Origin of the sequence: Streptococcus mitis (genome assembly GCF_023109515.1) — a bacterium.
GTDB classification, from domain to species: Bacteria; Bacillota; Bacilli; order Lactobacillales; family Streptococcaceae; genus Streptococcus; species Streptococcus mitis_CS.
On record NZ_JALDUM010000004.1, the window covers coordinates 28,268 to 49,323 of the forward strand.

Consider the following 21,056-nt stretch of genomic DNA (forward strand, 5'->3'; position numbering starts at 1 on the left):
CCGCAGGCTGTACTTGAGTACGGCAAGGCAACGCTGACGTGGTTTGAAGAGATTTTCGAAGAGTATTAATTCAAGTGCCAGATATCTTCGTTATACTGAGCGATTGTACGGTCAGATGAGAAGAATCCTGCTTTAGAAATGTTAACGATAACTTTATCCAACCATGCGTCACGGTCTTCGTAGTCAGCCAACATTTGCTCTTTGACTTTGATGTAGTCTTCCAAGTCAAGAAGAGTCATGAACCAGTCTTTGTTGATCAATTCCTTGTAAAGACGTTCCAAGCGCTCTTTGTTTCCAGCTGCAAGAACTGCATCGCTAACGATGAAGTCAACCAATGGTTTGATAGCTTTACGGGCGTAGAATTCGCTTGATTTGTAAGCTGCTTTTTCGTAAAGGTCGATAACAGTTTCTGAATCTTCACCAAAGATATAGATGTTTTCGTCACCAACTAACTCAGCGATTTCCACGTTAGCTCCGTCCATAGTACCAAGAGTCAAAGCTCCGTTCAACATGAATTTCATGTTACCAGTACCTGAAGCTTCTTTAGAAGCAAGTGAGATTTGTTCTGAGATATCACATGCTGGGATAAGGAAGCTTGCTGCAGTAACGTTGTAGTTTTCAACCATAACTACTTGCAAGTGTGGAGCTACTGCTGGATCGTTAGCAATAACTTCTGACATGCAAAGGATCAAGTGGATGATGTCTTGAGCGATTGTGTAGGCTGGAGCTGCTTTACCACCAAAGAAGATTGTGATTGGGCGAGCAGGGATGTTACCAGCTTTGATGTCAAGGTATTTGTGGATCACGTACAAAGCGTTCATTTGTTGGCGTTTGTACTCGTGAAGACGTTTGATTTGGATGTCAAAGATAGAGTTTGGATTGATTTCCACACCTTGGTGTTCTTTCAAGTGACGAGCTAATTTACGTTTGTTGTGAGCCTTGATGCTTTCCAATTTTTCTTTGACAGCTGCTTTGTCTTCATAAGACAAGAGTTTCTCAAGCTCATCAGCTTCATGGTGCCAACCTTCTCCAAGAATCTCATCCAAGTAGTGAGACAAGCTTGGGTTAGCATGCATGAGCCAACGACGGAAAGTGATACCGTTTGTTTTGTTGTTGAATTTTTCTGGGTAAAGGTCGTAGAAAGCTTTCAACTCAGAGTTCTTCAAGATTTCAGTGTGAAGTGCTGCTACTCCGTTAACGCTGTATCCGTAGTGGATATCCATGTGAGCCATGTGAACACGTCCACTCTCGTCAATAATTTGAACAGCTGGATCTTTGTATTCTGCTTTCACGCGACGGTCCAATTCTTCGATGATTGGTACCAAGTGAGGAACCACTTCTTGCAAGAATTCAAGAGGCCATTTTTCAAGGGCTTCAGCAAGGATTGTGTGGTTAGTGTAGGCAGTCATGTTACGAACGATTGAGATTGCTTCGTCAAGCTCGATACCACGAGCAGTCAAAAGACGGATCAACTCAGGAATAACCATTGATGGGTGAGTATCGTTGATTTGGACAACTGCGTAGTCAGCAAGGTCATGCAAGTTGCTTCCTTTTTCGATTGCTTCGTCGATGATCAATTGCGCACCGTTTGAAACCATGAAGTATTGTTGGAAGATACGGAGCAATTCACCTTGACGGTCACTATCATCTGGGTAAAGGAAGAGAGTCAAGTTGCGAGCGATATCTGTCTTGTCAAAGTTGATACCGTCTTTAATGATTGAAGAATCAACTGAATCCAAGTCAAACAAACGCAAGCGGTTCTTAGTTTCTGTCTTGTAACCAGGTACATCGATATCGTAAAGAGTTGATGTCAATGTGAAGTGAGCAAATGGCACTTGGTAGCTACGGCTTGAGCGAACCAACCAGTTTTGCTCTGTCAACCATGCGTTTGGAATTGTTTCTTGTTGGTTGTTTTTAAGAACTTGTTGGAAAAGACCGTAGTGGTAGTTAAGACCAACACCGTCACCGTTCAAACCAAGAGTAGCAATTGAGTCGATAAAGCAGGCAGCCAAACGTCCCAAACCACCATTACCAAGAGATGGTTCCAGTTCAACTTCTTCAACTTCGATCAAGTCTTTACCTGCAGCTGCAAGTTCTTTTTTGACATCGTCGTAAAGACCAAGGTTGATCAAATTGTTTGACAAGAGCTTACCAATCAAGAACTCAGCTGAGATGTAGTAAACTTTTTTCTTACCAGTGTTAACTGGTTTTTGACTGCTTGCAAGCTTGCTGTAGTTAAGAAGAGCCAGGTAAAGCTCTTCATTGCTACATTCTGCAATGGTCTTATTGTAACGATTTTGTACAAATTCTTGTAGTGATAACATGTTTAAGGTGTCTCCTGATATTGTATTATTTCTTTAATTCTACCAAATTTTCATTGATTCGGCGATAGATTGTTGTCAAGTCAAGCAAGCCTTCCTCGACAGCTGGTGTCAATTGATCTTCAGTCATACGCCAAGACCAGTTTCCACCAAGGGTAGATGGGAAGTTCATACGAGCTACCTCATCCAATTCTAGCAAATCTTGCATAGTTGCAATTGCCATGAAGCTAACTGATGAAAAGACTGTACGAAGCATAGCATGTGGCACTGTTTCGTATTCTTTACGGTTCGTGTAGCGAGCCATGTATTCACGAGTCGCATCATCGATCTCGTTACGGTACCAACCAAGGACCGTATTGTTATCGTGTGTTCCTGTGTACATAACTGAGTTAGCAGGTGCCAAGTGTGGGCTATCGATGCTTTCGTCTTCTGGGTTGAATGCAAATTGAAGAATCTTCATTCCTGGGAAGCCCGTACGTTCACGCAATTCGATAACTTCGTCTGTCATGAAACCAAGGTCTTCTGCGATGATGTTTAACTCACCAAGTTCTTCCTTAACGGCTGCAAAAAGCTTGTAGCCAGGACCTTTGACCCATTCACCAGGTGCTGCTGTATCGGAACCAGCAGGGATTTCCCAGTAAGATTCGAAACCACGGAAGTGGTCAATACGAACGATGTCGTAGATTTTGAAGCTTTCACGCAAGCGTTCAATCCACCATTTGTAGCCGTCTTTGTCCATTGCTTCCCAGTCATAGATTGGGTTACCCCAAAGCTGACCAGTTGCAGAAAATTCATCTGGTGGGCATCCTGCGATGCAAGTCGCCTTACCGTTGACATCTGTCTTGAAGAGATGTGGATTTGCCCACATATCGCTTGAATCTTCCGCTACGTAGATTGGCATGTCTCCAACGATTTCGATGTGGTTGTCGTTAGCGTAAGCTTTCAATTTCAACCATTGTTGGAAGAAGAAGTATTGAGTCACACGGTGGTAAACCAACTTGTCTGCCAATTGCTCACGGTAGCTTTCAAGTGCTGAAGCTTTACGAGCACGAGCATCTGCATCTGGCCATTCAGTCCAAGCAAGATTGTCAAAATGCTCCTTGATAGCCATATACTCTGCAAAGAGTTCAAGCCATGATTGGTTGTCTTGAGCAAATTTCTCAAAATCTTTAACATCTCCTACTTCCAAGAAACGTTTTACCGCTTTTTCTAAAAGAGGACGACGTGCATAGTAGATTTTCGCATAATCAACTTCAGAAGCATCACTACCAAAGTCAACTCCTTCAAGGTCACTTGCTTGCAACAAGCCTTGTTTCACCAAGATATCTAAATCGATAAAATGAGTGTTCCCTGCGAAGGCTGAGAAAGATTGGTAAGGAGAGTCTCCGTAACTAGTTGTTCCTAGTGGAAGGATTTGCCAGTAACGTTGTTTTGTGCGAACCAAAAAATCAACGAAGTCGTAAGCACTTTTACCAAATGATCCGATTCCGTATGCCCCTGGAAGAGAAGAAATGTGCATCAACACACCACTTTGACGTTTTTTCATAATAAGCACCTCATGTGTTTATAGTTAGATATTACATTTTTATGAGCGCAAACGTTTGCGCTATTACTAGTATAGCTCATTTTCTTGATAAATGCAAGCGGTTTTAAGTAACTTTTTTGATTATTTTTTAAAAATTTTTTCTTCTTACTCGTATATATATTCTTCCAGGCAACAAACAAAATAGGAATAAGGCTTTCACTTATCTCATTAAGCAAAAATAAAGTGAGAATTCTCCCTGCTTTCCATTTGTAAATTAGGCAATCGTTTTCTCAACTTTTTTTAAATTTAAAACAAAACCGATTTTTGAGATTTTCTACTATTATATGACGATGAAGCGTTTACTCTTTTCACAATTTTTTTAAAAATTTTTACAAAAAACACTTGCAACCGCTTTCTGATTGTGCTATACTAGTCCCATAAAGGAAAACGTTTGCGTTTCCTCATTATAAAATTTGTTATTCTTTAGGAGGAATACACTATGTCATCTAAATTCATGAAGAGCGCTGCTGTGCTTGGGACTGCTACACTTGCTAGCTTGCTTTTGGTAGCTTGCGGAAGCAAAACTGCTGATAAGCCTGCTGATTCTGGTTCATCTGAAGCAAAAGAAATCACTCTTTACGTTGAAGACCAATACAAAGCTTATGCTGAAACAGTTGCTAAAGCTTATAAAGAACAATCAGGAACAACAGTTAACATCAAATCTGGTGACCAAATGGGTGGTCTTGACAAACTTTCTCTTGACAACCAATCAGGTCAAGCTCCTGACGTTATGATGGCTCCATACGACCGTGTAGGTAGCCTTGGTACTGACGGACAACTTTCAGAAGTGAAATTGAGCGACGGCGCTAAAACAGATGATAAAACTAAATCTCTTGTAACAGCTGCTGACGGTAAAGTCTATGGTGCTCCAGCTGTTATCGAATCACTCGTTTTGTACTATAACAAAGACTTGGTAAAAGAAGCTCCAAAAACTTTTGCTGATTTGGAAAACCTTGCTAAAGACAGCAAATACGCTTTCGCTGGTGAAGATGGCAAAACTACTGCCTTTCTAGCTGACTGGACAAACTTCTACTACGCATACGGACTCCTTGCTGGTAACGGTGGTTACGTATTCGGACAAAACGGTAAAGATCCTAAAGACATCGGTCTTGCAAACGACGGTGCTATTGCAGGTATCAACTACGCTAAATCTTGGTACGAAAAATGGCCTAAAGGTATGCAAGATACTGAAGGTGCTGGAAACTTGATCCAAACTCAATTCCAAGAAGGTAAAACAGCTGCTATTATCGATGGACCTTGGAAAGCTCAAGCATTCAAAGATGCTAAAGTAAACTACGGTGTTGCTACTATCCCAACTCTTCCAAACGGAAAAGATTACGCTGCATTCGGTGGTGGTAAAGCTTGGATCATCCCATCAAGCACTAAGAACCTTGAAGGCGCACAAAAATTTGTAGACTTCCTTGTTTCAACTGAACAACAAAAAGCCTTCTACGATACAACTAACGAAATCCCAGCTAACACTGAAGCTCGTACATATGCTGAAGGTAAAAATGATGAGTTGACAACAGCTGTTATCAAACAGTTCAAGAACGCTCAACCAATGCCAAACATCTCTCAAATGTCTGCAGTTTGGGATCCAGCGAAAACTATGCTCTTTGATGCTGTAAGTGGTAAGAAAGATGCGAAAACAGCTGCTAACGACGCTGTAACATTGATCAAAGAAACAATCAAACAAAAATTTGGTGAATAAAAAATTTGTTCAAGGGGGGTGGAAATCAAATCCCCCTTTGAATTTATCAATCAAAAACATATATAGTTTAGGTTTTAATTAGAAACCAGTATCCTATGAAAGGAGTTATTATGGAAAAGCAACAACCTAGTAAAGCAGCTCTGCTGTCTATCATTCCTGGGTTAGGACAGATTTACAATAAACAAAAAGCCAAAGGTTTTATCTTCCTTGGTGTAACCATCGTATTCGTCCTTTACTTCCTAGCACTTGCAGCCCCTGAATTGAGCAATCTCATCACTCTTGGTGACAAACCAGGTCGTGATAATTCCCTCTTTATGCTGATTCGTGGTGCCTTCCATTTAATCTTTGTAGTTGTTTATGTACTCTTTTATTTCGCAAATATCAAAGACGCACATACAACTGCCAAACACATTAACAATGGCATACCAGTAGCACTTACCTTTAAAGAAATGGTCAAAGGAATCTATGAAAATGGCTTCCCTTACCTCTTAATCATTCCATCTTACATTGCCATGACTTTTGCGATTATCTTCCCAGTTATCGTAACCTTGATGATCGCCTTTACCAACTACGACTTCCAACACTTGCCACCAAACAAATTGTTGGACTGGGTTGGTTTGACCAACTTTACAAACATTTGGAGCTTGAGTACCTTCCGTTCTGCCTTTGGTGCCGTCCTTTCTTGGACTATCATCTGGGCTTTATCTGCCTCAACTTTACAGATCGTCATTGGTATCTTCACAGCTATCATTGCTAACCAACCATTTATCAAAGGAAAACGTATCTTCGGTGTTATTTTCCTTCTTCCTTGGGCTGTCCCAGCCTTCATCACTATCTTGACATTCTCAAACATGTTTAATGATAGTGTCGGGGCTATCAACACTCAAGTCTTGCCGATCTTTGCTAAATTCCTTCCTTTCCTTGATGGGGCGCTTATTCCTTGGAAAACAGACCCAACTTGGACTAAGATTGCCTTGATTATGATGCAAGGTTGGCTTGGATTCCCATATATCTACGTTTTGACCTTGGGTATCTTGCAATCTATTCCTAACGACCTTTACGAAGCAGCTTATATTGACGGTGCTAATGCTTGGCAAAAATTCCGCAACATCACTTTCCCAATGATCTTGGCTGTTGCTGCACCTACTTTGATTAGCCAATACACCTTCAACTTTAACAACTTCTCTATCATGTACCTCTTCAATGGTGGAGGTCCTGGTAGTGTCGGAGGGGGAGCTGGTTCAACTGATATCTTGATCTCATGGATCTACCGTTTGACAACAGGTACATCTCCTCAATACTCAATGGCGGCTGCTGTTACCTTGATTATCTCTATCATTGTCATCTCAATCTCTATGATCGCATTCAAGAAACTACACGCATTTGATATGGAGGACGTCTAAGATGAATAACTCAATTAAACTCAAACGTAGACTGACTCAAACCCTTACTTACCTCTACTTGATTGGTCTATCAATCGTGATTATCTATCCACTGTTGATTACCATCATGTCAGCCTTTAAAGCAGGTAACGTCGCAGCCTTTAAACTTGATACTAACATCGACTTCAATTTTGATAACTTTAAAGGACTCTTTACTGAAACTCTATACGGTACTTGGTATCTCAATACCTTGATCATCGCCTTGGTTACCATGGCGGTTCAAACAAGTATCATCGTACTTGCTGGTTATGCCTACAGCCGTTACAACTTCTTGGCTCGTAAACAAAGTTTGGTCTTCTTCTTGATTATCCAAATGGTGCCAACCATGGCCGCTTTGACAGCCTTCTTCGTTATGGCGCTTATGTTGAACGCCCTTAACCACAGCTGGTTCCTCATCTTCCTATACGTTGGTGGTGGTATCCCGATGAATGCTTGGCTCATGAAAGGCTACTTCGATACAGTGCCAATGTCTCTAGACGAATCTGCAAAACTAGACGGTGCAGGACACTTCCGTCGCTTCTGGCAAATTGTTCTTCCACTTGTTCGCCCAATGGTTGCCGTACAAGCTCTCTGGGCCTTCATGGGACCTTTCGGGGACTACATCCTCTCTAGTTTCTTGCTTCGTGAGAAAGAATACTTTACTGTTGCCGTTGGTCTCCAAACCTTCGTCAACAATGCGAAGAACTTGAAGATTGCCTACTTCTCAGCAGGTGCTATCCTCATCGCCCTTCCAATCTGTATTCTCTTCTTCTTCCTACAAAAGAACTTTGTTTCAGGACTTACAAGTGGTGGCGACAAGGGATAATATATCCCCGCCACCCTTTTCTTATTGCTACAAAATATATACTAACAACAAGCAATTTATCCCCTAGACTTGAAATAAAGCACATTTCTCTATATAATAATACTCATATAGAAAACACCTTTTAGAAAGATACCTATGCTTCCATATCCATTTTCCTATTTTTCAAGTATTTGGGGATTTCGTAAGCCCCTGTCCAAACGTTTCGGACTCAACTGGTTTCAGCTTCTCTTTACCAGTATCTTCCTTATCAGCTTGTCTATGGTACCCATTGCCATCCAAAACAGCTCCCAGGAGACTTATCCGCTAGAAACCTTTATCGATAATGTCTATGAACCATTGACAGATAAGGTTGTACAGGATCTCTCCGAACACGCTACAATTGTTGATGGCAAATTAACTTATACAGGAACAGCTAGTCAAGCACCTTCTATTGTGATCGGTCCAAGTCAAAGTAAGGAATTACCTAAGGACTTGCAACTGCATTTCGATACGAATGAGCTCGTCATTAGCAAGGAAAGCAAGGAATTGACCCGTATCTCTTACCGAGCGATTGAGACTGAGAGTTTCAAAAGTAAAGACAACTTGACCCAAGCCATTTCTAAAGACTGGTACCAGCAGAATCGTGTCTATATCAGTCTCTTTCTAGTTCTCGGTGCGAGCTTCCTCTTTGGTTTGAATTTCTTTATCGTCTCTCTAGGAGCAAGTCTTCTCCTTTATATCACTAAGAAATCACGCCTCTTTTCATTTAGGACCTTTAAAGAGTGCTACCATTTTATCTTGAACTGTTTAGGATTACCAACTCTGATTACACTTATTTTGGGCTTATTTGGCCAAAATATGACAACCCTGATTACTGTACAAAACATTCTTTTTGTTCTGTATCTGGTCACTATTTTTTATAAAACACATTTCCGTGATCCAGATTACTATAAATAGGAGATTTTTATGCCCGTTACGATTAAAGATGTGGCCAAGGCTGCTGGTGTTTCACCTTCAACCGTAACCCGTGTTATTCAAAATAAATCAACCATTAGCGACGAAACAAAAAAACGCGTTCGCAAGGCTATGAAGGAGCTCAATTACCATCCCAACCTCAACGCTCGTAGCTTGGTAAGCAGTTATACCCAAGTTATCGGCTTGGTGCTTCCTGACGACTCAGACGCCTTCTATCAAAATCCTTTCTTCCCATCTGTCCTCCGTGGTATCGCCCAAGTTGCTTCTGAAAACCACTATGCTATTCAGATTGCAACAGGTAAAGATGAAAAAGAGCGTCTTAAAGCTATTTCTCAGATGGTCTATGGTAAGCGTGTAGATGGTTTGATTTTCCTCTATGCCCAAGAAGAGGACCCTTTGGTTAAGTTAGTAGCAGACGAGCAATTCCCTTTCCTTATCTTAGGTAAGTCTCTATCTCCCTTCATTCCACTTGTCGATAATGACAATGTCCAAGCTGGTTTTGATGCGACAGAGTATTTCATCAAAAAAGGATGCAAGCGAATTGCCTTTATCGGAGGGACTAAGCGACTCTTCGTAACACAAGACCGTCTGACAGGTTACGAGCTAGCTCTAAAACAACACCAACTTCCTCTCGATACTAATCTGACTTACTTTGCTACTGAATTTCTTGAAGATAATGGTTATCGCTTTAGTAGACTTCTCTTCAAACACGATCCAAATATTGACGCTATTATTACCATTGATAGTCTCCTTGCTGCAGGAGTCTGTGATTACATCGCGAAACACCAACTGGATGTCCCTGTCCTCAGCTTCGACTCAGTCAATCCCAAGCTCAACTTGGCAGCCTATGTCGATATCAATAGTTTGGAGCTTGGTCGTGTTTCCTTTGAAACTATCCTCCAGATTATCAGCGATGCTAAAAGCAATAAACAAATTTGTTATCGCCAGTTAATTGCCCACAAAATTATCGAAAAATAAAAACCAGCTCGAGCTGGTTTTTTTAGTTACTAATTATCTGTTTCAACGAATCGTCCCAGAATATGAACATTCTCAGATACAGAGACAAAGGCACCTGGATCCACCTGTTTCATAATCTGTTTAAATTCATTAAACTCTGCACGTGTAATGACAGTGATTAAAACTGCCTTTCTTTCGTGATTATAGGTTCCTTCTGCATCGTGGATCATGGTTGCTCCACGGTGCAATTTTTTATGGATTTTTTCAATTACCTTCTCTGGATGATTGGTCACAATCATGGCCTGCATACGTTTTTGCTTGGTAAAAACTGCGTCTGTCACACGGCTAGAGACAAAGATGGTAATCATTGAGTAGAGAGCGTATTTCCAACCAAAGGTCAAACCTGCTATCAGCATGATGGTTCCATTTACCAAGAAAGAAATACTACCGACATTCTTACCCGTTTTCTTGCGAATGGTCAGGCTGACGATATCCGTCCCACCACTGGAGATATTGTTTCGAAGAGCGAAACCAATCCCCAAACCCATAACAACACCCCCAAACAGAGCATTGATAATAGGGTCCTCAGTGAGTGTTACTACTGGGACAAACTGGATAAAGAAGGAACTCATGGAAACCGTAATAAAGGTAAAGATCGTAAACTTATGGCCAATCTGATACCAAGCCAAGACCATCAAAGGAAAATTAATGGCGTAGAAAGTTAGCGAAATCGGAATATGAAAACCAAACCAGTGATTACTCAAGGCAGAGATAATCTGTGCCAAACCTGTCGCACCACTCGAATACACATGCCCTGGTTGGAAAAAGAAATTGACCGCTACTGCTGATAAAAAGCCATAGACCAGAGAAGCCGAAATCTTCTCATCATATTTTTCCCGAGAGATGCTTTGTAAGACACGTAAAATTTTTATCTGATAAGCAAAGCGGCGCAGATAATAGCGCCACCGCTTAATTCGTTTTGCTTGTTTCATCTTCTTCTACTTGTAAGCTGAGTTCCTCTAGTTGTTTGAGAGCTACTGTTGAAGGAGCTTGTGTCATTGGGTCACTTGCCTTGTTGTTCTTAGGAAAGGCAATGACTTCACGGATATTTTCTTCTCCTGCTAAGAGCATGACAAATCGGTCAAGCCCGATAGCCAAGCCACCATGTGGTGGGAAACCATAGTCCATGGCTTCAAGAAGGAAACCAAACTGGTCATTTGCTTCTTCGGCTGAGAAACCAAGAGCCTTGAACATGCGTTCTTGAAGGTCTTTTTGGTTGATACGAAGGCTACCACCACCAAGCTCATAACCGTTCAAGACAATATCGTAAGCAATGGCACGAACCTTAGCCAAATCACCTTCTAATTCGTGAGCAGTTTCTTCCTGTGGAAGAGTGAACGGATGGTGGGCGCTCATGTAGCGACCTTCTTCTTCAGACCATTCAAACATTGGCCAATCAACCACCCAAAGGAAGTTGAATTTATCGTTATCAATCAAGCCAAGCTCTTTTGCAATACGGCCACGAAGGGCACCGAGTGTTGCATTGGCCACTTCAAGCGTATCCGCTACAAAGAGGACCAAGTCCTTATCTTTAAGATCAAGCGCTGTTGTCAATTCTGCTTGGATGCCTGTCAAGAACTTGGCAACTGGTCCATTTAATTCTCCATCAACAACCTTGACCCAAGCAAGACCTTTGGCACCATACTGTTTGGCTACTTCTGTCATCTTGTCGATATCTTTACGTGAATAATTGTCCGCAGCGCCTTTGACCACAATGGCTTTTACAGCAGGTGCTTCTGAAAAGACTTTAAAGTCTACACCTTTGACCACTTCTGTCAAGTCCTGAAGCAACATGTCAAAACGAGTATCAGGTTTATCAGAACCGTAAAGAGCCATCGCATCATCGTATTTCATACGAGGGAATGGAAGCGTCACTTCGATGCCTTTAGTTTCCTTCATGACACGCGCAATCAAGCCTTCTGTGATATCTTGGATTTCTTGCTCAGTAAGGAAAGATGTTTCCAAGTCGACCTGGGTAAACTCAGGCTGGCGGTCACCACGCAAGTCCTCGTCACGGAAACATTTAACGATTTGGTAGTAACGGTCAAAACCAGCATTCATCAAGAGCTGTTTCGTGATTTGTGGACTTTGAGGAAGCGCGTAAAAATGCCCTTTATTAACACGAGACGGCACCAAATAGTCACGCGCCCCTTCAGGCGTTGACTTAGAAAGGAATGGTGTCTCCACGTCGATAAACTCCAACTCATCCAAGTAGTTGCGGATAGAGTGGGTCACCTTAGCACGAAGTTTGAGATTTTCCAACATTTCTGGACGACGAAGGTCAAGGTAACGGTAACGCAAACGCGTATCGTCATTGGCCTCAATGCCATCCTTAATCTCAAATGGGGTTGTCTTAGCTGTATTCAGCACTGTCAAGGCTGTCACGTTTAACTCAACTGCACCAGTTGGCAACTTATCATTGGCTTGCTCACGCGCAGCGACCTGTCCAGTCACCTCGATAACAAATTCGCTACGAAGGCTTTCAGCTATTGCCATGACCTCTGCAGAGACTTTTTCAGGGTTGATAACCAACTGCATGATTCCTTCACGGTCACGAAGGTCAATAAAGATCAAACCACCCAAGTCACGACGACGGCCAACCCATCCTTTCAAGGTCATTTCTTGTCCGATGTGTTCCTCACGAACACGACCAGCATACATACTACGTTTCATTATTTCTCTCCTCTTTTATTCTGTTACTATTTTACCATAAAAGCGCAGGCTCTTCATGAAAATCATCAGAAAAGTTTGTCAGTCTTTAAAAATCAAGTGAAGACTCTAAAAATTAACACCAATACAAAAATCCGATGAAGTTCACCGGACTCTTTTATTTTGAATTTTTGCCTGCTTTACGCTTTTCAGCAATTTCGGCTGCCTTTCGAGGCAAGACAATTTCCGTTGTGTAAGCTGTCCCAAAGCGCAAGACACCTGCAATAGGGGCAAAGACAACTGCTAGATAGTTGTAGAAGAAATCGCCTTTGAAGGCATAAGCTAGCGCCCCAATGATGAAAAATAGAACAACTGCTTGAATCACTGCTAATAAAATTACTCGTTTCATGTGACCTCCTGACTCTATTATAGCATGAGTATCATCAAAAAGCCGACTAAATTATTCAAAGCGTGGAGAGAAATGCTGTAAAGAAGACCTTTTCGACTTACATAAGCCAGCCCCAAACTCAATCCTAGACTAGCATAAACCAAAAACTGTTGCAAAGTTCCTGGGAAATGAATCAAGGCAAATAGAACACTTGTTACCAGAAGGAAAAGCAGAGTTTGTTTACTATTGTCCTGCTTAGGAAAGAGATAGCGTGCCAACATCCCTCTAAAGATAAGCTCTTCCGTCAAAGGAGCAAAGACCACCACCATAAAGAAACCAAATGCAGGCTGTTCCACTGTCAGTTGAGATACGATTTGTTGACTGACCGACGGATCTTCTGGTAAAAAGAACTGGGCTGTAATAGCCACTAGCAAAACCAGAGTAGGCAACCAGATATGACGATTAAAAGCAGTCGTCTGGATGCTAACCTTTTCTGTCTGATACCATCTGTAAACTCCATAAACATAGGCTCCTGACAGGGCGATATAAAGTGGTAAAACTCCATATATCGAAGCCCCTAGTCCAAGAGCTGACAGAGCCATACTCTGAACCAGACCATAGCCAAAGAAAAAGGATAGAACAGCTAGAAGAAACCAGCCAAGGTTTTTAAGTAGTTTCATAAAGTTCTCCTATCTTGCTTTATAGCTGTTTTTCAATACAAAGAGGTTTGCTATTCCTAACACAAGTACCCAGGCAAGTAACATACCAATATTAGAAAAAGATATTTCCCCACCTTTTTTATTTAAAAGATTTACAATTGGACCAATAAAAGAGTAATCCAACACTTTCTGAACCGTATCATTTTGAAGAGCAATCATGGGTAAAAAAGAGACGATAAACACAGGAAAGATACTATAAACTTGCGCTTTAGACTGAGTATCTGACACTGCACCGATTAAAAGGTTGAGAAAAATAATACTAATAGTTGCTAGGATTAAATAGATAACATAGGCCAATAAGTAACTTGATAGATCTACTTTAAGATAGATGGGCAGTACAATCATAGCAAATAACATTATCAAAATAGGGAGAACAAGCATACTGAAAGTATATTCTGTTGCTGTCACACCACTTAGGATGAGTGATTTAAGATTGCGTTTTTCCTTATCTTCTGCCATCATAATCGATACCATATAACCACTTCCCATACTCAAGACCATCGTCAAACTCGAAGAGAGGAGAAACATACTCAATTCTCCATTCTTATTGAAGAATTCATTATATAGAACAGCTATTCCAAAAGGCATCAATAGAGTCGCCAACAAAGTTGAATTGCTGATAAGAACTTGTAATCTTAACCATAGTAGGGCATTTAATTTTCTAAACATCTAACTTTTCTCCTGTCAATCTGATAAAGATTTCTTCTAAAGTTGGCTCACAAGAGTGAACCACCATCAAATCTGTCGTATCTAAATGTGGTAATTCTTCAAAAGGAACTATCTGTTCTCGTCCATCATTATAAACCACACGTACTTTCTTATCCACATGGTACTTCTGGATGATATCTTGCGGACTTCCATACTCTATTAAGTTTCCCTTATTCAAAAGAGATAAGCGATCACAAAGCAGAGTTGCTTCATGCATATCATGCGTTGTCAGAAAGATAGTTGTCCCCGCCTGCTTTAATTCTTGTAGTAGGGTATGAATCATCTTAGATGTTGTAGGGTCTAAACCACTGGTTGGCTCATCTAGAAAGAGAATCTTAGGAGCATTCAGAAGGGCACGAGCCAAGAACATTCGTTGTTTCATTCCTGTAGATAGTTTTTCTGCGATGATGTCTTTAGCATCTGCCAATCCAACCTGTTGGAGCACCTGATTTACTCTATCTGACTTGAGACCATATAACTTAGCGTAGATGAGAAGATTTTTATAAAGACTCATCTTTTCATAAAAACCACTGCCATCACTCACAATACCAATTTGTTCCAAATCATTCGAAGTTAAATCTTGAGAATTCTTGCCTAACAAAATTGTGTTACCTTGATCTGCAGCCAACTGACCTGTCAAGACGTTGATCATGGTTGTTTTACCTGAGCCAGAAGGTCCAAGAAAACCAAAGATTTCACCCTCCTTAATCTCAAAAGAAATCTGATGAAGAGCTTTTTTGCTCCCAAAACTTTTGCTTACATTTTCAACACGAATCATAGAAACTCCTTTATTTGAAATAACGTTTCACCATAGGTAACTGCATCACATTGATATAAATGTGTATCGCTCCGACAAGCAAGAAGGCTAGTAGCTGAATTTCTCCTGTCAAGCAAGAAATGAAAAAAAGAAAAATATATAAGACTGGTAAGACATACTGATTTAATTGGAATAAAATTCTAAAACTCTGTTCCAAATTAGCCTGACGCTCCCCTTCATCGTAAGAATTAATATAGTTCAAGATATCCTTTGGTGTAGAGAAAAGAGCCAAATCAAACTGACGAACAATCGCAATTGTTTTAGAAAGATATTTTTGACTCTGCAAGAACAGCACTAATGCCAAAAAGGAAAGGGAAAATGTTATACGACTTACATCGAGTACAATTACTTCACTACCTGAGATGACAAGAGCCAATAAAATCGCTACACTTGTAATATTAGAAGTAATGGTTCCAAACTCGAGATTACGATACATCTGCACATAATAGGTTTCATTCAGATCATCATCTATTTCCTCTTGATACCAGGAGTGAAATTTTCTGCTTTTCTTTAAGAAATTGAACGTCAAAAGAATACCAACAAAACCTAATAGTAAACCAATAGCTGATATCCAGGGTAGCAAGACTTTTACATCTAACATAATTCCATGGGGTTCGGCACCAGCCTTCAACATATCTACAAATATGTACAAGAAAGCTCCCGAGACAACAGACATCAAAAATAACAACAATCCACGTTTCTTTTTCATATTCATTCTCCTTTTTCACTTGCTAAATTGTTTGCTTTCTTTTCAATCCAGTCAACGACTGGGATAAGAGCAAAGTAGGCCCAAATAAATTTTTCGCTTTGATAGGGATTAAACCAGCCTAAGTCTATCCCAATCAGTAGAAATACGCTGACTAATAGAGCTATGGCAACTACATAATAAATCACTTTATACTTGTTCATCACTCGTCCTCCTCCAAGCGAAATACCGATTCGACTGTTTCGTTGAAAATCTGAGATATTTTCAAGGCAATCACAACGGACGGGGTGTATTCGTCCCGTTCTAATAGGCTAATGGTCTGTCTAGAAACCTCTGCTAGCTTGGCTAGTTCGGTTTGATTGAGGCCATCGCGAGCCCGCAGCTCTTTTAGACGATTTTTTAGTTGCATGTTACACACCTACTCTCCGTCAAATTCAACGGTTTGGATATCCTCAATACGTTGCAACTTGAATTTTTCTTTTCCCTTTTTATCAACACGGCGTAGCTTGACCCATTCCTCATCAACATCCACAACTTCCCAGTTGTCTGTTCCAAACACTTGTCCAACGATTGTTGGTTTTTTCCCAATCAATTCTTTTAAAATTCTTGACATTTCTATATTTCCTTTCTGTTTTTGCTCAATTCTTTTGATTTTATTCTCCAGTTTCTTGACCTTTTGGGAATGGTAGATATAATACATAATCACAAGAGGTACAAATCCTAATGCCCACATCATAGCTCCTTTCTGGTTCCTATTTCTTAACTTGAATTTATTGTAACACATCTTTTTCTTTTTGACAAGCATATTTGTCAAAAAGTTTATGATTTTTGTCATTTTGCAAAAGAAAAAGGTCAGGAGTAAGGTCCTGACCAGTTTATCTACTATTAAAAGCCTAATTTTTCAAAGATTTCTGAGAAGTTTTGGCTGATTGCCTCAAGTGACACTTGCACTTCTTCTCGGGTTTGGTTGTTCTTGACCGTCACTTGTCCGCTTTCGACTTCGCTCTCGCCTAGGGTGATGAGGGTCTTAGCCGCAAAGACATCGGCTGACTTGAACTGAGCTTTGAGTTTACGGTTGAGGTAATCACGCTCTGCTTTAAATCCTTGTTGGCGAAGAGCTTGTACCAATTCCAAGGCCTTAACATTTGCTCCTTCGCCCAAGACTGCGATATAGACATCTAGGGCGTTTTCGATAGGGAGGGCCACACCTTGCTTTTCAAGAATGAGAAGCAGGCGCTCTACACCAAGTCCAAAACCAAATCCAGCAGTTTCCGGGCCTCCAAAGTAAGCAACCAAGCCATCGTAACGACCACCCGCACAGACTGTCAGGTCATTGCCCTCAATCTCAGTGATAAACTCGAAAATGGTGTGGTTGTAGTAGTCCAGACCACGCACCATATTGGTATCGATGATATAGTCTACTCCAAGATTTTCCAACATCTGACGGACAGCATCAAAATGAGCTTGGCTTTCTTCATCAAGGAAATCCAAGATAGACGGCGCATTCTCCACTGCCACCTTGTCTTCTTTCTCCTTAGAGTCCAAGACACGGAGAGGATTTTCCTCCAAGCGACGTTGGCTATCCTTAGACAAGGTCTCCTTAAGCGGTGTCAAATAGTCAATCAAGGCTTGACGGTAGGCCGCACGGCTCTCAGGATTTCCAAGCGTGTTGAGGTGCAATTTAACACCTTGGATGCCGATTTCTTTCAAGAAATGGGCTGCCATCGCGATGGTTTCCACATCCGTAGCTGGATTGCTAGAGCCAAAACACTCAACACCAATCTGGTGGAACTGGCGCAAACGTCCTGCCTGTGGACGCTCGTAACGGAACATAGGGCCCATGTAGTAGAACTTGCTTGGCTTTTGCACTTCTGGGGCGAAGAGTTTATTTTCCACATAGGAGCGGACAACGGGCGCAGTTCCTTCTGGACGGAGGGTAATATGGCGGTCACCCTTGTCATAGAAATCGTACATTTCCTTGGTTACGATATCCGTTGTGTCTCCGACAGAGCGGCTGATAACCTCGTAGTGCTCAAAAATAGGCGTGCGCACTTCTGCATAGTTATAGCGCTTGAAAATTTCACGGGCAAAGCCCTCAACGTACTGCCATTTGGCAGACTCAGCAGGTAAAATATCCTGCGTTCCTTTTGGTTTTTGTAATTTCATAGGGAATCCTCTTTAAACTTAATAGTCTTATTTTACCATAAATAGAGGGATTAAAACAGTAAGAAAAAAATTAGGATTTATACTCAATGAAAATCAAAGAGCAAACTAGGAAACTAGCCGCAGGTTGCTCAAAACACTGTTTTGAGGTTGTGGATAGAACTGACGAAGTCAGTAACCGTACTACGGCAAGGCGACGTTGACGTGGTTTGAAGAGATTTTCGAAGAGTATTAGATATCATTTTTGAGATTAAGACCTGTCAAAAGAATAGCTAACAAGGAAAGACCAACAAATAGCATCCAAGTCAACTGTATATTCCATACAGCTACAAGTGAAAAACAGGCTGTACCAAGAGGTACTGATAAGGTAAACAATAAACCCAAAAAATTACTGGTACGAGCTAGAACCTCTGGAGCTAGATTTTTCAGGAGCATGGCATTAATCTTTGGTGGAACTTTACCAGAAACATACAGAGTTGAACAGAGAAATAGCAAACCAAGCACGACTTGATTGAATAAGTTAGCCAGACCAACTAGACTGACTCCTAATGTCACCCACATCATCAATCTAGGCAAGGACTGCTTCCCAAAATAATCATTTCCCGTAAGGCTACTGATGATAATTGCTAATAAAACACAGACTTGCTCGATAAATAGTGCCTCTGTGTAAGAAAAATTCAAGAGAGAATGGCTCAAAAAGAAGATGTTATAAACGCTTCCTAGAGCGCCACCCAAGGCATTGATAAGCAAGACAGCAAAGATCATGAAACCAAAGTTTTTCTGTCCACTTTTAAGAAAAACGAGGCGTAAATTTCGGTAAATTGTTAGGAACTGCTCTTTAATAGAAAGCTTCTCATTTTTTAGAATTTCACCATCAGCAGATGACATTGACAGGCTCAATTTGCTTTTTCCTAAAAAGAGGATCACGGCTGATACGAGGAAAAAGCAAGCATTGATTCCCGCAACGAGGGAAAAATTGTTGACTGATAGACCTAAGAGCCAGACTCCAAAAGCTTGACCACCAATAGCTGAAATATAGGTGATGAACTGGGAAAAAGAATAAGCTTCCATCAGATCCTCTTCAGCCACTTTTTCCTTAACGAGAGGCATTCGCAAACCACCAGCAAAATCACTGATGACATCACTAATGACATTGATTAAACACAGGATAGAAAAAGCAAAGAGACTAGCTTGCTGAACAACCAGGGCTGCCAGAAAAAATAAAACCGCCTGAAACAAACCGCTATAGACCATCCATTTGACCTTGTCCCTTGTGTAATCTGCCCGAATCCCTACAAAAACTGTAAAGAGGGTCGGAAGAATCATGACAATATTCGCCATAGCAACCGCAAAAGAGGCTTGTGGTAGGGTCGATGCATAGACGATAAATACCAGATTAAAAATCGAAGCACCAAAGGCATTGAAGAAGCGTGACAAAGTCAAAAGACGATAAGCTTGATTTCTGAACAATAGTTTCATAGGTAATCTCCCTTCTTGTGATAATCCCTATATGAAGTATGACTATAGTATATCACTTAGAAATTGAAAGGGAAAACTTTTGAATATATGCAACACACAAAATAAGCAAAAAAACGATAGAACTTCTTTGATAACCTGAGAGAGGGTAAGAGTTCTATCGCTTCAAATTTTAAATTATTTTCTTAGTTTGCAGATATTCAACAATCGGTCGTATTTCTATAGTAATCTGCCGATTTGTTGCAGCCTAACATCTCAAAAATACGGACAGCATCCTCCATCTTTTTCTGACCTTCCTTGACTCTGCCTTGCTTGCTATCAAGGAGACCTTCCGCCCACAAATAGACAATTCGGAAATAGGTCTCATTTTCCTTGTAGAAATGCTCTTTGATGACACGTTTAAAATAAGAGGCATTAGTAAATTCTTCACACTCAATGCTAGCTAAAAAACCATTCAATAGCATAGTGTGAAACAGGTTTCGATTACCAGACATTTCCATTAGAAAATCAGATTTTCGGACCATTTCTCGTACATATCTAGTAAAAAGGGAAACAGATAAGAACGGAGAACTGACCGAGAATAAATTGAGTTCATAGATTCCCCAAATCTCAGTAGAAAACAAGTAGTCATGAAGGACTTTACCTTCCTCTGCCGTTAACTCTACCGTTTCATCCATACTCTTCATATAAGACTTGATAATAATGGCATTTAGAATATGTTTCTGTTTGTTTTGAGAATGGGCATGCTTTTGATACTCCTTGCGATATAAGTCCTCAAGCGGAGCTATATCCTTTGGATCCAAGACATCTAGGATTTCTTTTCTCAACTCAGAATCTGTATCATACTGAAAACCTCTCGCCAGAAAGAGGATTTCCTCCACACTGGCAGATATATTTTCTAGGGCAAATAGAAACTTTTCTACCGAAAGCTCACTCTGACCTGTTTCAAAGCGGGACAACATAGACGGCGAAAATTGTCCCCCAGTTGCTTGTCTCAGCGAGATATTTCTTGACTCTCGTAATTGTCTAAAGACTTTTCCAATCTGCTCCATAGGCTTCCCCTTGATTCAGTATTTTCTTCATTTTATCATATTTTTCAGAAAATTCATCAAAAACTTGCCAAATTGTCAGAATTATGAGAAAATAGAGGATATTTATCAGGTGGAGGGACTGCTATGAGAGACGATATCAAAATTAATGACCGTGCTTTGGCCTTGCAAGACCAAATTATCGAAAAATTAGAGAAGGTTTTTGATACAGATGTGGAATTGGATGTTTACAATCTAGGACTGATTTATGAAATCAATCTGGACGAAACGGGTCTCTGTAAGATTGTTATGACCTTCACCGATACTGCCTGCGATTGTGCCGAAAGTTTGCCTATCGAAATCGTGGCAGGTCTGAAACAAATCGAGGGTATCGAAGATGTCAAGGTTGAAGTTACCTGGTCGCCCGCTTGGAAGATTACACGAATCAGTCGCTATGGCCGTATTGCCCTTGGACTACCACCTCGTTAAACAGGCAAATTACTTTTGAAGATAAAAAGAAGCAAGCCCAAGTTGGCTTGCTTTTTGATACTCAATGAAAATCAAAGA

General features: G+C 40.8%; 21 protein-coding genes. 6 read left to right on the top strand and 15 right to left on the bottom strand.

Features of this window, described 5'->3' with window-relative positions:
- Positions 1-65 precede the first annotated feature (65 nt).
- Both glgP and malQ read right to left on the bottom strand, forming a co-directional pair.
- Complete coding sequence (gene glgP / locus M1G05_RS08495) at positions 66-2,324, bottom strand: glycogen/starch/alpha-glucan family phosphorylase (protein ID WP_084926038.1); 2,259 nt, start codon at positions 2,322-2,324, stop codon at positions 66-68.
- A gap of 25 nt (positions 2,325-2,349) precedes the next feature.
- Entirely contained in the window at positions 2,350-3,867 is a 1,518-nt protein-coding gene (malQ, locus tag M1G05_RS08500; RefSeq protein WP_084930527.1) for a 4-alpha-glucanotransferase, read from the bottom strand.
- Positions 3,868-4,345: 478 nt separating this feature from the next.
- Here malQ and M1G05_RS08505 point away from each other — a divergent pair, with 478 nt between their 5' ends.
- The 5 genes from M1G05_RS08505 to M1G05_RS08525 all read left to right on the top strand — a co-directional run bounded on the left by M1G05_RS08505 (position 4,346) and on the right by M1G05_RS08525 (position 9,796).
- Positions 4,346-5,617, top strand: a complete 1,272-nt coding sequence (locus tag M1G05_RS08505) for an extracellular solute-binding protein (protein ID WP_247953545.1) — start codon at positions 4,346-4,348, stop codon at positions 5,615-5,617.
- A gap of 110 nt (positions 5,618-5,727) precedes the next feature.
- Positions 5,728-7,020, top strand: a complete 1,293-nt coding sequence (locus tag M1G05_RS08510) for a sugar ABC transporter permease (RefSeq protein ID WP_181897297.1) — start codon at positions 5,728-5,730, stop codon at positions 7,018-7,020.
- Between the two features lies 1 nt (position 7,021).
- Complete coding sequence (locus M1G05_RS08515) at positions 7,022-7,864, top strand: sugar ABC transporter permease (RefSeq protein WP_001065642.1); 843 nt, start codon at positions 7,022-7,024, stop codon at positions 7,862-7,864.
- A gap of 135 nt (positions 7,865-7,999) precedes the next feature.
- Positions 8,000-8,800, top strand: coding sequence for a DUF1189 domain-containing protein (locus M1G05_RS08520; RefSeq protein ID WP_247953546.1), 801 nt, complete (start codon positions 8,000-8,002; stop codon positions 8,798-8,800).
- Between the two features lie 9 nt (positions 8,801-8,809).
- Positions 8,810-9,796 (top strand): LacI family DNA-binding transcriptional regulator, encoded by a 987-nt coding sequence (locus M1G05_RS08525; protein WP_153210483.1) that lies wholly within the window; start codon positions 8,810-8,812, stop codon positions 9,794-9,796.
- Between the two features lie 29 nt (positions 9,797-9,825).
- On the opposite strand, the gene M1G05_RS08530 is transcribed toward M1G05_RS08525, so the two are convergent.
- The 13 genes from M1G05_RS08530 to rgg all read right to left on the bottom strand — a co-directional run bounded on the left by M1G05_RS08530 (position 9,826) and on the right by rgg (position 20,513).
- A complete protein-coding gene (locus tag M1G05_RS08530; RefSeq protein ID WP_247953547.1) occupies positions 9,826-10,767 on the bottom strand; it encodes a YitT family protein in 942 nt (313 codons plus the stop codon).
- Positions 10,745-12,508 carry an aspartate--tRNA ligase gene (aspS, locus tag M1G05_RS08535; protein ID WP_247953548.1) on the bottom strand — a complete coding sequence of 588 codons (1,764 nt, stop codon included), beginning with the start codon at positions 12,506-12,508 and terminating at the stop codon, positions 10,745-10,747. Before aspS ends, M1G05_RS08530 begins: the two co-directional genes overlap by 23 nt.
- Positions 12,509-12,662: 154 nt before the next feature.
- Positions 12,663-12,893 carry a hypothetical protein gene (locus M1G05_RS08540; protein ID WP_000832184.1) on the bottom strand — a complete coding sequence of 77 codons (231 nt, stop codon included), beginning with the start codon at positions 12,891-12,893 and terminating at the stop codon, positions 12,663-12,665.
- Positions 12,894-12,910: 17 nt separating this feature from the next.
- Positions 12,911-13,552, bottom strand: coding sequence for a CPBP family intramembrane glutamic endopeptidase (locus M1G05_RS08545; RefSeq protein WP_247953549.1), 642 nt, complete (start codon positions 13,550-13,552; stop codon positions 12,911-12,913).
- Between the two features lie 9 nt (positions 13,553-13,561).
- Positions 13,562-14,260: an ABC transporter permease gene (locus M1G05_RS08550; RefSeq protein WP_000488852.1), complete on the bottom strand. Its 699-nt coding sequence runs from the start codon at positions 14,258-14,260 to the stop codon at positions 13,562-13,564.
- The gene (locus M1G05_RS08555) at positions 14,253-15,077 is read right to left on the bottom strand and encodes an ABC transporter ATP-binding protein (RefSeq protein ID WP_247953550.1); all 825 of its coding nucleotides are present in this window, start codon (positions 15,075-15,077) and stop codon (positions 14,253-14,255) included. Before M1G05_RS08555 ends, M1G05_RS08550 begins: the two co-directional genes overlap by 8 nt.
- Before the next feature lie 10 nt (positions 15,078-15,087).
- Positions 15,088-15,831, bottom strand: a complete 744-nt coding sequence (locus M1G05_RS08560; RefSeq protein ID WP_247953551.1) for a DUF3169 family protein — start codon at positions 15,829-15,831, stop codon at positions 15,088-15,090.
- Positions 15,828-16,025 (bottom strand): hypothetical protein, encoded by a 198-nt coding sequence (locus tag M1G05_RS08565; RefSeq protein WP_001046127.1) that lies wholly within the window; start codon positions 16,023-16,025, stop codon positions 15,828-15,830. Before M1G05_RS08565 ends, M1G05_RS08560 begins: the two co-directional genes overlap by 4 nt.
- The gene (locus M1G05_RS08570; RefSeq protein ID WP_001176233.1) at positions 16,025-16,231 is read right to left on the bottom strand and encodes a helix-turn-helix transcriptional regulator; all 207 of its coding nucleotides are present in this window, start codon (positions 16,229-16,231) and stop codon (positions 16,025-16,027) included. Before M1G05_RS08570 ends, M1G05_RS08565 begins: the two co-directional genes overlap by 1 nt.
- A gap of 9 nt (positions 16,232-16,240) precedes the next feature.
- Positions 16,241-16,708, bottom strand: a complete 468-nt coding sequence (locus M1G05_RS08575) for a hypothetical protein (protein WP_247953588.1) — start codon at positions 16,706-16,708, stop codon at positions 16,241-16,243.
- Positions 16,708-17,988, bottom strand: coding sequence for a histidine--tRNA ligase (gene hisS, locus M1G05_RS08580; protein ID WP_125393505.1), 1,281 nt, complete (start codon positions 17,986-17,988; stop codon positions 16,708-16,710). Before hisS ends, M1G05_RS08575 begins: the two co-directional genes overlap by 1 nt.
- A 228-nt stretch (positions 17,989-18,216) precedes the next feature.
- Complete coding sequence (locus M1G05_RS08585) at positions 18,217-19,464, bottom strand: MFS transporter (protein WP_247953552.1); 1,248 nt, start codon at positions 19,462-19,464, stop codon at positions 18,217-18,219.
- A 197-nt stretch (positions 19,465-19,661) separates the two neighbouring features.
- On the bottom strand, positions 19,662-20,513 hold the full coding sequence (gene rgg, locus M1G05_RS08590) for a helix-turn-helix domain-containing protein (protein WP_247953553.1): 852 nt from the start codon (positions 20,511-20,513) through the stop codon (positions 19,662-19,664).
- Positions 20,514-20,636: 123 nt separating this feature from the next.
- Between rgg and M1G05_RS08595 the strand changes: the two genes are divergently transcribed.
- Positions 20,637-20,978: a metal-sulfur cluster assembly factor gene (locus M1G05_RS08595; protein WP_001204052.1), complete on the top strand. Its 342-nt coding sequence runs from the start codon at positions 20,637-20,639 to the stop codon at positions 20,976-20,978.
- The last annotated feature ends 78 nt before the right edge of the window (positions 20,979-21,056 follow it).